This window comes from Streptomyces sp. NPDC029041, assembly GCF_040637515.1.
In the GTDB taxonomy this organism is placed as follows: domain Bacteria; phylum Actinomycetota; class Actinomycetes; order Streptomycetales; family Streptomycetaceae; genus Streptomyces.
In genome coordinates this window covers 308965-320879 of the sequence record NZ_JBEZWO010000007.1, presented here as the reverse complement: position 1 = coordinate 320879, position 11915 = coordinate 308965, and the positions used below count along the sequence as shown (strand labels likewise).

12 protein-coding genes and 1 pseudogene are annotated in these 11915 nt (G+C 72.0%); 8 read left to right on the top strand and 5 right to left on the bottom strand.

From position 1 onward, the window contains the following. Window positions 1-11: 11 nt before the first annotated feature. Window positions 12-653 carry a cutinase family protein gene (locus AB0F04_RS20125; RefSeq protein WP_362043299.1) on the top strand — a complete coding sequence of 214 codons (642 nt, stop codon included), beginning with the start codon at window positions 12-14 and terminating at the stop codon, window positions 651-653. Between the two features lie 68 nt (window positions 654-721). On the opposite strand, the gene AB0F04_RS20120 is transcribed toward AB0F04_RS20125, so the two are convergent. Beyond that, window positions 722-2443 (bottom strand): hypothetical protein, encoded by a 1722-nt coding sequence (locus AB0F04_RS20120; RefSeq protein ID WP_362043297.1) that lies wholly within the window; start codon window positions 2441-2443, stop codon window positions 722-724. Window positions 2444-2621: 178 nt separating this feature from the next. Here AB0F04_RS20120 and AB0F04_RS20115 point away from each other — a divergent pair, with 178 nt between their 5' ends. The 3 genes from AB0F04_RS20115 to AB0F04_RS20105 all read left to right on the top strand — a co-directional run bounded on the left by AB0F04_RS20115 (window position 2622) and on the right by AB0F04_RS20105 (window position 5184). Further along, window positions 2622-2852 (top strand): hypothetical protein, encoded by a 231-nt coding sequence (locus AB0F04_RS20115; RefSeq protein ID WP_031143787.1) that lies wholly within the window; start codon window positions 2622-2624, stop codon window positions 2850-2852. A 167-nt stretch (window positions 2853-3019) separates the two neighbouring features. Further along, window positions 3020-3532: a VOC family protein gene (locus AB0F04_RS20110; RefSeq protein WP_362043295.1), complete on the top strand. Its 513-nt coding sequence runs from the start codon at window positions 3020-3022 to the stop codon at window positions 3530-3532. A 167-nt stretch (window positions 3533-3699) separates the two neighbouring features. After that, window positions 3700-5184, top strand: a complete 1485-nt coding sequence (locus tag AB0F04_RS20105; protein ID WP_362043294.1) for a sugar porter family MFS transporter — start codon at window positions 3700-3702, stop codon at window positions 5182-5184. Here AB0F04_RS20105 and AB0F04_RS20100 read toward each other — a convergent pair. Continuing rightward, window positions 5171-5389: pseudogene (locus AB0F04_RS20100) on the bottom strand (AAA family ATPase); the annotation flags it as partial. The gene AB0F04_RS20105 and the pseudogene AB0F04_RS20100 sit on opposite strands and share 14 nt — an antisense overlap. Window positions 5390-5490: 101 nt before the next feature. On the opposite strand from AB0F04_RS20100, the gene AB0F04_RS20095 reads away from it, so the two are divergent. After that, on the top strand, window positions 5491-6366 hold the full coding sequence (locus tag AB0F04_RS20095; protein WP_362043292.1) for a Gfo/Idh/MocA family oxidoreductase: 876 nt from the start codon (window positions 5491-5493) through the stop codon (window positions 6364-6366). Window positions 6367-6387: 21 nt separating this feature from the next. Here AB0F04_RS20095 and AB0F04_RS20090 read toward each other — a convergent pair whose 3' ends face one another. Further along, entirely contained in the window at window positions 6388-7275 is an 888-nt protein-coding gene (locus AB0F04_RS20090) for a GNAT family N-acetyltransferase (RefSeq protein WP_362043291.1), read from the bottom strand. A gap of 313 nt (window positions 7276-7588) precedes the next feature. Between AB0F04_RS20090 and AB0F04_RS20085 the strand changes: the two genes are divergently transcribed. Further along, the gene (locus AB0F04_RS20085; RefSeq protein ID WP_362043289.1) at window positions 7589-8707 is read left to right on the top strand and encodes a PP2C family protein-serine/threonine phosphatase; all 1119 of its coding nucleotides are present in this window, start codon (window positions 7589-7591) and stop codon (window positions 8705-8707) included. Between the two features lie 64 nt (window positions 8708-8771). Here the strand turns inward: AB0F04_RS20085 and AB0F04_RS20080 are convergent, their stop codons facing one another. Further along, window positions 8772-9008, bottom strand: a complete 237-nt coding sequence (locus AB0F04_RS20080) for a chaplin family protein (RefSeq protein ID WP_362043287.1) — start codon at window positions 9006-9008, stop codon at window positions 8772-8774. A 207-nt stretch (window positions 9009-9215) separates the two neighbouring features. On the opposite strand from AB0F04_RS20080, the gene AB0F04_RS20075 reads away from it, so the two are divergent. Beyond that, window positions 9216-9422 (top strand): hypothetical protein, encoded by a 207-nt coding sequence (locus AB0F04_RS20075; protein WP_362043285.1) that lies wholly within the window; start codon window positions 9216-9218, stop codon window positions 9420-9422. A 113-nt stretch (window positions 9423-9535) separates the two neighbouring features. On the opposite strand, the gene AB0F04_RS20070 is transcribed toward AB0F04_RS20075, so the two are convergent. Next, entirely contained in the window at window positions 9536-10027 is a 492-nt protein-coding gene (locus AB0F04_RS20070; RefSeq protein ID WP_362043528.1) for a DUF5709 domain-containing protein, read from the bottom strand. Between the two features lie 409 nt (window positions 10028-10436). Here AB0F04_RS20070 and AB0F04_RS20065 point away from each other — a divergent pair, with 409 nt between their 5' ends. Beyond that, entirely contained in the window at window positions 10437-11906 is a 1470-nt protein-coding gene (locus tag AB0F04_RS20065) for an APC family permease (protein ID WP_362043283.1), read from the top strand. The last annotated feature ends 9 nt before the right edge of the window (window positions 11907-11915 follow it).

Sequence of the window (11915 nt, the reverse complement as noted above, 5' to 3'; positions counted from 1 at the left end):
GAGGATCCCCCATGCGTATCCGTATGTGTCTCGCGGCCCTCTCCCTGGCGGGCGGGGCCGGACTCGCCACCCTCTCGGCTCCCCCGGCCATGGCCGCGGCCTGCTCGGACATCGAGGTCGTTTCGGCTCGCGGCACCTTCGAGCCGGGCACGCTCGGCTTCATCGTCGGCGACCCGGTGTATTCCGCACTGCAGAAGAAGGCGGCGGGCAAGAACCTGTCCAGCTACAAGGTGAATTATCCCGCCGACCTCTCCCCCACGTCCGCGGCACAGGGAAATCTGGATCTGGTGAACCACGTGAAGAGCCAGGCCGCTGCCTGCCCGGGCCAGAAGTTCGTTCTCGTCGGCTATTCACAGGGCGCGAACGTCGTCGACAACTCGATCGGCGTGAGCAGCGCCGGCGCGGTGGTGGGCAGCCCCATCGTGGCCACCCTGCCCGCGGCGGTCGAGCCGAAGGTCGCCGCGGTGCTGCTGTTCGGCAACCCCATCCGGGCGCTCGGCAAGAGCGTCACCGGCACCTACCAGAGCCGCACGCTCGACCTCTGCGCCGAGGGCGACCCCGTCTGCGAGAACGGCGGGGGCGACGTCGGGGCGCACCTGAGTTACCGGGACGACGCCGAGGAGGCGGCCACGTTCGCCGCGGGCCGGCTCTGATCCCGTCCGGCACGAAGGGGCCCGGGAGGCTGCGTCCTCCCGGGCCCCGGGCATGCGTACCGGAGGGGCTAGCGCGGTGTGCGCGCGAAGCCGGCGAGGCTGGTGGAGACGGGTTCGGGCCGGCCGTTGTTCTGCACGGGCGCGGCGGTCAGGACGTCGAGGTGCTGGTAGCCGTCCGCGACGACCGGGTGCAGGTCGGCCGGGACCCGTCCGGCCAGCAGGCCCTCACCGGCGAGCACGGTGAGCACCGGGTTGGCCTTGAGCCCCTCCGGGTGGACGACGAGCTTCTTCACCTGCGGTGAGGTGGCCAGTTCGATGTCCGTGACCAGCTTGGTCGGGAAGTACTGCTCGGTGAAGTCCAGAGGCTGCTCGGCGAGGCTGCGGGCCAGTTGGCGTATGTCGGTGACCTCCTCGTCGGGGCCGGTGAACGGGGTGCCGTCGGCCGACCGGTGGCCGGGGTCGTCCGCGTCGCCCACGCGGTCGTAGGTACGCCAGGTGTAGAGGGGACCCCGCGGCCGGTCCGGGATGGCCTTGTACGCGGTGCCGTACAGCCCCGGTCGAGCGTCACCCCCGTTGGCGGCGGGGAAGCTCTTGTCGGCGATCGGCCCGCCGTCGAAGAAGCCGACACTCGTCTGCAGGAACGCCAGCGGGACGGAGTTGTCGTCCAGCAGCGCCCCGAGGACGGCCCCGTTGGTGAGCCGGAAGTCCTGCACCCCCGGCGAACCGCTGAGGAAGGCCGCGGTGTCCTTGGCGAACAGGAAGCGGTGCGTGGCCTCGATGTTGAGGTTGCGGGGCAGGTAGCCGGGCAGGTCCGCCTCACCGTCCAGGTCCTTCAGGGCTCCCAGTCCCGCGATGCCGAGGAGCGTCATCGTCTCGGGGTTGAGCAGCACCGGCGCGGACAGGGTGCGCGGCAGCACCCCGCTGTCCAGCCCGGCCTGCACGACGCCGTGACCGAGGCCGGTGTCGGGCAGGTTGGTGTCGCCCGGGATGCCGCCGCCGAGGTCGCCCAGCGTGGTGGAGACGGTCGTGTCGAGGGCGAAGTAGCCGGCGCACTGGTTGTACCCGGCGTCCGCCGTGGTGGCGCGGTCGCCGTCGAAGTCGGCCGCGGCGAAGTAGCCGGTGATGACACCGCCCAGCGAATGCCCGCCGCACAGCACCTTCCGCTTGCGCTGGGCCGGGGAGGGCAACTCGGCGGTGAGGAGGCCGTACTGGTCGCGTACGGTCTGCTCGATCCCGAGCTTCGCCATCCAGCCCAGCTGCGCGTTGCCGGCGTAGCCGCCGAAGGTCCGGCCGCCGACCTGCTTGCCGCGGTAGTAGTAGTCGACGGCGGTGTGCTGGTCGCCGGTGGCGATGCCGGTGCGGTCCTCCAGACAGTTGGAGCGCCGGTCCAGCGCCCAGAACTCGATGTGCAGCCCCTGCTCGGCGGCCCGCGTGACCGTGTTGCGGGCGACACTGTCGAAGGCCCCCGCCCCTTCCAGGATGCCGGGCTGGGCGACGAGGATCCGGTCGGCGTCGGCCGATGCGGCCGGGCCGTCGGCCGAGCGGTAGCGCAGGTACGACAGCCAGTCGCAGGCCGCCGGACGGGGCCCGGCCGATTCCGGCAGCGGCACCTTCACCCGCACCATCGACTCCGTCACCCCGGTCACCGGCGAGGTCGACCTCACCGGCGTCTCGGTGCGCGTTCCCTCGGCGCGTACACCCGGGGCGCCGGCCGTGAGTGTCCCGGCGGTCAGCAGTACCGCGAGTGCGGCACGACGCCACTTCCTTCTGCAGGTACGGTCCGTGTCCATGCCATGGACGCTAGGGCGGTGGCACGACCGCTCTCAGTGAGTGCTGATGAGAACTCAGCTTCCGGACGCCGGCTTGTCACCGGCGCACAGTGCGCACGGTCCCGGCGTAGAGGTGGCCCGTACCGCTTCTGGACGCCACCGAGCTGCGGACCGGCCGTTTCGGGAGCATGGTGGGGCTATGGACGGTCAACCCCCTGTGGTCGTGCAGCCGCCCGCGACGGACGGCGGACGGCTGGTGACCATCCACGGCGAGCGCATGGGCGTCGCCTACAGTCTCTTCGACGTGCTGGACCTGCTGCACCGCGAGGGCCTGCCCACCACCGACACGGCCGTCGACGACACCGAGCTGATCGAGTGGCAGGGCGGCGGCCCGTACGACTGGAACAACGGGGCGTCCGACGAGGCCTGAGCCGTGCCCGGGATCGGCGGGGCGACCGGTGCACGATCGGGCAGCCGGGCGAGCGCGACCTGGCGGGGGTGGGCGCCGGGCTCGGCCGCGACGGCGCCGCTCCCGCTCCCGCTCCCGGCCCCCGCATGCCCCCAGGCCACGCGTCGCCATGGCGGAAACGCGATCCGGTGGGCGCCACGCGCGTCCAGCACCGGCGGCACGAGAACTCCATCGCCTGCCGGGCGTCACCGCTGAAGGTGAGATACGGGTTGAGACGCGAGGCCATAGAAACCTCCCAGAAGAGGGCAAAGAGCCGTTTTCGCGCAGCGTATCCCCGGGCACCGGCAACGGCTCGCCGAGAGGTCTTCGGCGGCACCCTCGACCTCAACAGCTACGGCGAGTTCGGGCAGGCGGACGCCCCGAACGCCGACAAGATCATGCACGGCATGCTGGAGACCACCAGCGGCTTCACCCTGATGGGTGCCGACGACCCGCCGGGCATGGAGTCCGAGCAGGGCAGCCGCTTCTCGGTGAGCCTGAGCGGCGACGACGAAGCCGAGTTGCGCGCCTACTGGGAGAAGCTGTCCGAGGGCGGCTCGGTGTCGGTGCCGCTGGAGAGGCAGATGTGGGGCGACGTGTTCGGCATGTGCACGGACCGCTTCGGCGTCCCGTGGATGGTCAACATCGGCACGGAGAGCTGAGCGGCCCGCGGGAGCCTGATCCGCGTCCGGTGAGACCGCGCTGCACGGGGTAGGCGAGTCGCACCCGCCGGGGTGCCGCTGCCCAGCGCGGCCGGCACCCGTGCGCACCCGGCCGGCCGCGAGCGGCCGGGGCCCGGCGGCCGGACTTCGACAGGCAAGGAGCGGCCATGGACGTCAGGGTCGAGACGGCACCGACCCCCACCCCCGCCGGCGGCGTCGCGGACAGGACGCCGCCGGCGGTCTCGCGGCGGCTGCGGGTCATCACGACCATCGCCACGTTCGGCGGTCTGCTCTTCGGCTACGACACGGGCGTCATCAACGGCGCCCTGCCCTACATGACCGCGGACCTCGGTCTGACCCCCGTCACCGAGGGCATGGTCACCAGCTCGCTGCTGCTGGGTGCCGCGCTGGGAGCGGTGGCCGGCGGCCGGATGTCGGACGCACGCGGCAGGCGGCGCACCATCCTGCTGCTGGCCGCGCTGTTCTTCCTCGGCGCCCTGGGCTGCACGCTCGCCCCGACGACCGCCGTGATGGTCGTGGCCCGGTTCGTGCTGGGCCTCGCGGTCGGCGGTGCCTCGGTGACCGTGCCGGTGTATCTCGCCGAGGTGTCGCCCGCCGAACGACGCGGCCCCCTCGTCACCCGCAACGAGCTGATGATCGTCACCGGCCAGCTGCTGGCGTTCACGGTCAACGCGGTCATCGCCCGGATCGGCGGCGAGTCCGGCGGCGTCTGGCGCTGGATGCTGGTCGTCGCCACACTGCCGGCCGTGGTGCTGTGGTTCGGCATGCTGGTGATGCCGGAGAGCCCGCGCTGGCTCGCCTCCGAGAGCCGCTTCGGCGAGGCCCTCGGCGTTCTGCAGCAGGTGCGGTCACGGGCCCGGGCCGAGGCCGAGCTGCAGGAGGTCTCCGCGCTCGCCGTGCAGGACGAGCAGGCGAAGCTCGGCGGCCTGCAGGACCTCAGGAGCACACCGTGGATGCGCAAGCTGTTGTTCGTCGGCTTCGGGATCGCCGTCGTGCAGCAGATCACCGGTGTGAACACGATCATGTACTACGGCACGCAGATCCTCACCGACGCCGGTTTCGCCGCCGACAGCGCGCTGACGGCGAACATCGCCAACGGTGTGATCTCGGTGCTGGCCACCTTCGTCGGCATCTGGCTGCTGGGCCGGGTGCCGCGCCGCCCGATGCTGATGACCGGTCAGGTGGGGACGACCACCGCGCTGTTGCTGATCGGTGTCTTCTCGCTGGTGCTGCCCCCGGGTGATCCGCGGGCGTTCGCGGTGCTCGCGATGACGGTGACGTTCCTCGCCTTCCAGCAGGGCGCGATCTCGCCGGTGACCTGGCTGATGCTGTCGGAGATCTTCCCGATGCGGCTGCGCGGCTTCGGGATGGGGGCGGCGGCCGTGGTGCTGTGGCTGACCAATTTCGTGATCGGGCTGGTCTTCCCGTCCCTGGTCTCCGGGATCGGGATCTCCCCGACGTTCTTCCTGTTCGTGGCCGCGGGGCTGCTGTCCCTCCTCTTCGTGAAGCGGTACGTTCCCGAGACCGGTGGCCGCACGCTGGAAACGCTCGAGGCCGAGCTCCGGGCGCGCTTTTCCCGGCCGTCTTACGAGGAAGGGCGCCCGGCCGATCGAGGGGTCAGGGGCGCGTGAGGATCACGAGCTCCCGCGTCGCCCTGGTCATCGCCACATAGCGGTCGACGGCACCCTCGACTCCGTCACCGAAGTCCTCCGGGTCGACCAGGACCACGAGGTCGAACTCCAGACCCTTCGACAGCTCCCGGGGCCGGAACGCCGGATCTCCGATCACACAGGCGATCCCGTCGGCATGCCCGGCCGGCCACGTGTCGAGGATCGACGGAGAGCACTCCTCGCCTTTTTTTGATGCCCGCCCCCGGTGCCCACCGGCCGTTCTCGTATGGCACGCTCGTCGTTCTGGCAGCGTGGAGAGGCGGCGGCATGCGCATAGGACTGCTCGGCACCGGACCTTGGGCGCGGATGGCCCACGCCCCCGCGTTGAGCGGGCACGGGGAGCTGGACTTCACGGGGGTGTGGGGCCGTCGCCCCGAAGCCGCGAAGGAACTGGCCGAGCGGCACGGGGTCCGTGCCTATGACGATGCCGACGAACTGTTCGCCGACGTGGACGCGGTGGCCGTCGCACTGCCGCCGCAGGTGCAGGCCGAACTCGCCGCGCGGGCGGCGCGGGCCGGGTGCCATCTGCTGCTCGACAAGCCGCTCGCGCCGACGGTGGAGCAGGGACGAGCCGTGGTCGAGGCGGCCCGGGAGGCCGGTGTCGCCTCGGTCGTGTTCTTCACGACCCGTTTCCAGCCCGGGCCGGCGGCGTGGATCGCCGAACAGGCGGCGGTGCCGGGCTGGTTCACGGCCCGGGCCGAGTGGCTCGGGGCCGTGTTCACCAGCGAGAGCCCCTTCGCGACGCCGTGGCGGCGGGAGAAGGGCGCCCTGTGGGACGTCGGCCCGCACGCCCTGTCCGTCCTGCTGCCGGTCCTCGGCGACGTGCGGCGCGTCACCGCGGCGGCGTACGGCCCGGGCGACACGGCGCACGTCGTCCTCGACCACAGCGGTGGCGCGTCGAGCACCCTCACCCTGAGCCTGACGGCGCCGCCCGCCGCGGCCGGTGCCGCCCTGGAGTTGCGCGGGGAGGCCGGGGTCACGGCGCTTCCGGACGGCTCCGACGGGGCGGTGCCCGCACTGATGCGTGCCGCGGACGCGCTGCTCGACGCCGCTCGGACCGGCCGCCCGCACGCCTGCGACGCCGCGTTCGGCCTGAGGGTCACGGAGATCCTCACGGCCGCGGAGGAGTTGCTGAACCCCTGAGCGCGCGGGCGGCCCTGTTCCCTACGCCGGTTCGAAGTTGAGCCGCTCCCTCACCACCGGGTAGCCGGCCTTGGCGAAGTTCGCCGCCATGGGGAAGTTGCCCTGGTCCGTGGCGGCGGCGACGAAGTCCGCCCCCTGCTCGGCCAGGAAGTGCGTGCACTCGGCCAGCAGGTCGTAGGCGTAGCCGTGGCCGCGGTGCTCCGGAAGGACGCCGATGAAGCCGATGCAGGGCCCCGCCGGGTTGTGGGCCGGGATGTGGATGCCGGCCAGGTCGCCCCGCGGCGTGTACGCCGCCTGCCACCACTCGCGCGGCGACGGGCACCAGTGGAAGAAGTCGAGTTCCTCCTGGGCCGCCCGGTCGAGCCCGCCCTTCTCGATGGCCTTGAGTGCGTGCGCGTCCAGGGTGACGGAGTGGATGCGGCGCAGGGCGTCGAAGAACACGGCGTCGTCGGGCTCGGCGCGGAACTCCAGACGGCCGGGCCGCTCGGGCAGGCCGAGGCCGGGGGTCCAGCGGTACAGGAGGCGTTCGACCAGGAGGTCGTAGCCGGCGGTCCGGGCGGCGGTGAAGCAGGTCTCGGCGGCGGCGCGCAGGGCCGGGTCGTCACGCCAGCCGGCGGGCAGGTTCAGCTCCAGTTCGACCTGCCAGGGGGCGGAACGCAGGAGTGCGGCGCCCGCCTCCTCCTCGCCCTCGGCCACGTCGAACCAGTTGAGGTTGATGGGTTCGCTGTCGTCGGGACCGCCCCACCAGGCGCCGCGGGCGACGACGCGCCCGTCGCGCAGGGCCACACGCTTCCAGTCGGGGCGGTGCCGGGTAAGCCGGTGGGCCTCACGGGCGCCCAGCGGGTCGGGCAGGGTGTCGAAGAGTTCGGCGTCGCTCGTGTCGAGCGCGCGGATGACCACGTCGGTCATGGGGTGTCCTCCGGGACGCATACCGCTCGGAGCGCTCCCGGTCGGTCAGTCGCAGCACGCCGGGACAACGGGGAGGGAGCGCGGGGTCTGTGTGAACTGCACGGCTCTGCCCTCCTTCCGCAGGTCTCGGGGCGTGGCGCGGCACACGCTACGGGATCTTCGGGCGGGAGGTCCATCGATTTACGGCACAGTGGGACGACCGCTCGAGAGGGTGGCCGGGTGCCAGCCGTAGCCCCCGAGGGGTGGCCTCCCGGCGGCCCGCGGCGGTGCGGTCCCGGGTGCGGCGGCCGGTCGGCCGTAGCAGCGTGGTGGTGTGAGCAGTGTGCGCGGCCGGCCGACGCGCCGGGACTCGGACCGGCGTGGCTGGCTGCGTGGCGCACCTCCGCCGCTCTGGGCCCGCGTGCTGCCGTCGGCACTGCTGGCGGGCGTCTGCCTGGCGGAGCTGATCACCCCGGATCCGCTCGACATCGGCTTCCTGCTGGGTGCCATCCCGCCGCTGGCCGTGCTGGCGCACGGTCCGGTGGCGACGGCGGTGCTCGGCGCGCTGGTGGTGGTCGTGCTGACCGTGCCCGTCTTCAACCTCAACGATCCCGGCAGCACGGACCTGCTGACCGTGTGCTTCGTCTCGGTGCTGAGCGTGCTGCTGTCGTACGTCCGATCCCGGCGGGACGCGCAGCTGGTCACCGAGCGGGCCGTCGCCGAGGTCGCGCAGCGGGCCGTGGTGCCGCCGTTGCCGGACCGGGTCGGGCCGGTGCGGTGCGCGGGGCTGTACCGGGCCGCGCAGCGCGGAACGCTGGTCGGCGGTGACTTCTTCGACGTACGGGCGGGCCCCTACGGCGTACGGGCGGTCATGGGCGATGTGCAGGGCCACGGGCTCTCGGCCGTGGCCACGGTCGCCTCGCTGCTGGGCGCCTTCCGGGAGGCGGTGCTCGACCAGCCGGACCCGGAGGCGGTGGCGGCCCGGCTCGACCGGAGGCTGGCGGTGGACTCCGCGGGCGATCCGCACGCCGAGTTGTTCGCGACGGCGGTGCTGCTCGACTTCTCCGCCGACGCCCGGTTGGTGCGGATCGTGGCGTGCGGGCAGGCCGGGCCCCTGCTGCTGCGGGGCGGCCGGGCCGTCGAGCTGGACGTCGAGCCGTGCACACCGCTGGGTCTCGGTCTCGCCGGGGCGGCCCCGCCCCGGGTCGTCTCGGTGCCGCTGAGGGCCGGTGACCGGCTCTTCCTCGCCTCCGACGGGGTGACCGAGGCCAGGGACACGCACGGGGCCTTCTACCCGCTGGCGGAACGGCTGCCGGGCCTGGCCGCCGAGGATCCGGTCGCGCTGGCGGAGCGGGTCTGGACCGATCTCGTACGGCACTGCCCGGACGTGCAGGACGACGTCACGATGCTGGTGCTCGCGCCGCGTACGCGCGACGGCGCGGGCGGGGTCTGACATCGACGGCCGGCGGCGGCCCGCGATGCACGCGGGCCGCCGCCGGCACGTCACGACCGATGTGTCAGTCCTTGATCGTGCACTTGTTGCCGATCGCCGGGTTGAGCGCCCCGAACACGTTGACCGTGTTGCCGCAGATGTTGGCGTCGATGTCGATCGAGGTCTGCACGACGTTGCCGGAGAGAACGCCGGGGCTACCGACGGCTATACCGACGGGGCCGTCGTTCGCGCTCGCCGTACCGGCGAAGGCGAGCAGGGCGGAGCAGGCCAGACCGGCTGCGGCAGTCACACGCGTACGCATGGAAAAGCTCCTGTCAGTAGCAGGGACACGTGGTTCCACCGTCACCCGGAGGAGGACCCCGCGACATCCATGGTCGTCCGAACGGGGCGCCCGGGCCGGGGCCGCGCTCTCCGGATGCACGCCGCGCTTCCGCGGGGAATGGTGATATCGGACCGGTTTTTCAGCACCGGGGCCTCCCCAGCGATCCGGACCCTAGGAGCAGAGAACATGTCGACGTCAGAGCCTGCCGCTTCCCGGCCGCCCGAGGACCGAGCCACCCCGGACCGCCTGCTCCACGCCCGCACCGGCACCGACGTGTCGCCGGAGGACCTCGTCCTCGCCTCGGGCAAGGACCTCAACCCGCACACCCTCGAGTGGGCCAGGCGCAAGCTGGCGGCGGAGGGACCTGCCGCCCTGGAGAAACTGCTGCCCTAGCCATTCTCCCGTCGGCGCCCTCGCCGCGCAGGGAGCCACCGGGCCCGTGACGCTCGGCGTCACGGGCCCGGTGGCTTCACGGGTGCCGGCACTGCCGCACGCCGGTGGACGGGTCACACGCTGCCGTCGTCCCCGGGCAGTGCGGTGTCGTCCTCCACCACGTGCACGGCGGCCTCCTCCGCGCCGGCCGCCCCGCCGTCGATGCCGACGTCGGAGGCGACGGTCTCCTTCGTGGTGTCGGTGTGGGCGCCCTCGTCCGGGGCGACCAGGCGGCCGGCGCGGGCGGTGCCCGCCTCGGGGTCCACCGGTTCGCCGTCGCTGTCGGGGGTGTCCCCCACGCCGTCCCCGGCCGGTTCGGCGGACACGTCGGGGACCTCCTGTGCCAGCCGTTCGTCGAGACTCTCGCCCTCGTGCTGCTCGGCCGCGGTGGTGCCGCGCTTGGTGACGCCCAAGGGCTTCTCCGGCGGGGAGTAGCCCTCGTCGAGCGTGTCGTCGTACGTCCGTTCGTCGATGGCGTCCTGCAGGTCCAGCGGCGCGGCGTCCTCCTGCTCCTCGTTGGTACCGGTGGGCTGGTACGCGTCGTCCGCCATCGGTTCGGGGCGCATCGGTTCCGTGCCCATCACTCCTGCCTTCCTGTCCGCTTCTCGGCTCGTTCGTCTCGCCTGTCCGTTCCGCGTTTCCCGTTACGCGGGCTCTAACCTCGGCGGACGCCGGCCGGCACCGGCAGAGTGCCCGGACGTCGGGGGCACCAACAGGAAGTCAAAACCTTGCGAGGCACCGGAGATTACCCGCCGGTTAATCTTGAAAGCTCAATCAGTAGGGCTATCATCACTCGCACACACGGTGTGACCGGCTGTCGACGCGGCGGCAGCACGGGTATCCGCCACCCCTTCTCACGCCACCGAAACCGAGGCCACCCTTCCTCCGTCCGGCGGCGAGCTCCACCCCCACCCCCCAACGCCTCCGGGACGGCCTGCCCGCCTCCGGTCGCGCACAAGTGAAAGCAGCGCATCCATGAGCTACAGCAGGGGCAGAGGGCTGCAGGCCAATGTCCTCAGCACGTTCGACACCGTGGTGATGGCGGTCGCGGGCAGCGCCCCGGCGTATTCGCTGGCGGCGACCACCGCCGTGCTGGTCGGCGCGGTGGGACTGGCGAGTCCGGCCGCCCTGCTGTATTGCGCGATACCCATGCTGGGCATCGCGCTGGCGTTCAGCTACCTCGGCCGGATCGACGTCAACGCGGGCGCCAGCTACTCGTGGGTGGGGCGCACGCTCCACCCCTTCCTCGGCTTCATCAGCGGCTGGGCTCTGGTGATCTCGGCGACGATCTTCATGGTGGCCGGGTCGCTGCCCGCCGGTTCGATGACGCTGGCGCTCTTCGACGAGGGCCTCGCGGACGACACCGCGCTGTCCACGGTGGTCGGCGCGGCCTGGTTCCTCGTCATGCTGGGCGTGGTGCTCGGCGGCGCCAGGCTCACGGTCCGCGCCCAGCTGATCATGTCCGGCGTCGAGCTGGCAGTCCTGGCGTTGTTCGCGGTGCTCGCCTTCTTCCACACCGGCCACGCCCGCGCCTTCGACTGGTCCTGGCTCGGCTTCTCGCACTTCGACGGCATGGCGGGCTTCGCCTCGGGCGCGCTCATCGCGGCGTTCTACTACTGGGGCTGGGACGTCACCAGCAACCTCAGCGAGGAGACCCGCAACAGCCGTCGTACGACGGGCCTCGCGGGCCTGATCGGGGTGGGCATCGTGTTCCTGCTGTTCGAGGTGTTCACCATCGCGGTGAACGTGATCCTGACCTCGAAGCAGATCGAGGAGAACGACGCGAACGTGCTGGCGGTGCTCGGCGAGGAGATCTGGCCGGGCTGGGGCGGCAAGCTGCTCATCGTGGCCGTGATGCTGTCCACCATCGCCACCCTGGAGACGACGCTGATCCAGGTGACGCGCTCGCTGTTCGCGATGGGCCGGGACCGTACGATGCCGTCGGCGCTGGGCCGGGTGCACCGCCGGTGGAACACGCCCTGGGTGGCGATCGTGGTGGTCGGGGCGGTGGCGCTGGCGATGTTCATCGCCGCCAACGCCCTGGGCTCGGTGGGCGACATCCTCTCCGACGCCATCTCGGCGATCGGCCTGCAGATCGCCGTCTACTACGGTCTTGCGGGACTCGCGGTGGTCGTCGCGTACCGGAAGATGCTGTTCAAGTCCCCGGCCAACTTCCTCTTCGGTGGCCTGTGGCCGCTGTGCGGCGCCCTGTTCATGTTCTGGGTGTTCGTGGAGTCGCTGGGAGAGCTGAGCAGCGCCGCGATCTCGATCGGCATCGGCGGCCTCGCGGTCGGGCTCGTCCCGATGCTCTGGTACTGGAGGCAGGGCAGCGACTACTACCGGCCCGCGAAGCTGGACGCCTCGCGCGCGGTCGAGACGGACTACGTCCCCGACGAACAGGACGCACACGCCCGGGTCCACGAGGGTCTGTCCACCGACTTCTGAGGGGGACAC

What these genes read in the sequence shown, in the direction of transcription:
- AB0F04_RS20090 (WP_362043291.1), bottom strand. Translation starts at nt 7,275, where the DNA reads ATGACCGACGTGGTCATCCGCGCGCTCGACACGAGCGACGCCGAACTC.
- AB0F04_RS20105 (WP_362043294.1), top strand. Translation starts at nt 3,700, where the DNA reads ATGGACGTCAGGGTCGAGACGGCACCGACCCCCACCCCCGCCGGCGGC.
- AB0F04_RS20120 (WP_362043297.1), bottom strand. Translation starts at nt 2,443, where the DNA reads ATGGACACGGACCGTACCTGCAGAAGGAAGTGGCGTCGTGCCGCACTC.
- AB0F04_RS20115 (WP_031143787.1), top strand. Translation starts at nt 2,622, where the DNA reads ATGGACGGTCAACCCCCTGTGGTCGTGCAGCCGCCCGCGACGGACGGC.
- AB0F04_RS20125 (WP_362043299.1), top strand. Translation starts at nt 12, where the DNA reads ATGCGTATCCGTATGTGTCTCGCGGCCCTCTCCCTGGCGGGCGGGGCC.
- AB0F04_RS20075 (WP_362043285.1), top strand. Translation starts at nt 9,216, where the DNA reads ATGTCGACGTCAGAGCCTGCCGCTTCCCGGCCGCCCGAGGACCGAGCC.
- AB0F04_RS20080 (WP_362043287.1), bottom strand. Translation starts at nt 9,008, where the DNA reads ATGCGTACGCGTGTGACTGCCGCAGCCGGTCTGGCCTGCTCCGCCCTG.
- AB0F04_RS20065 (WP_362043283.1), top strand. Translation starts at nt 10,437, where the DNA reads ATGAGCTACAGCAGGGGCAGAGGGCTGCAGGCCAATGTCCTCAGCACG.
- AB0F04_RS20095 (WP_362043292.1), top strand. Translation starts at nt 5,491, where the DNA reads ATGCGCATAGGACTGCTCGGCACCGGACCTTGGGCGCGGATGGCCCAC.
- AB0F04_RS20070 (WP_362043528.1), bottom strand. Translation starts at nt 10,027, where the DNA reads ATGCGCCCCGAACCGATGGCGGACGACGCGTACCAGCCCACCGGTACC.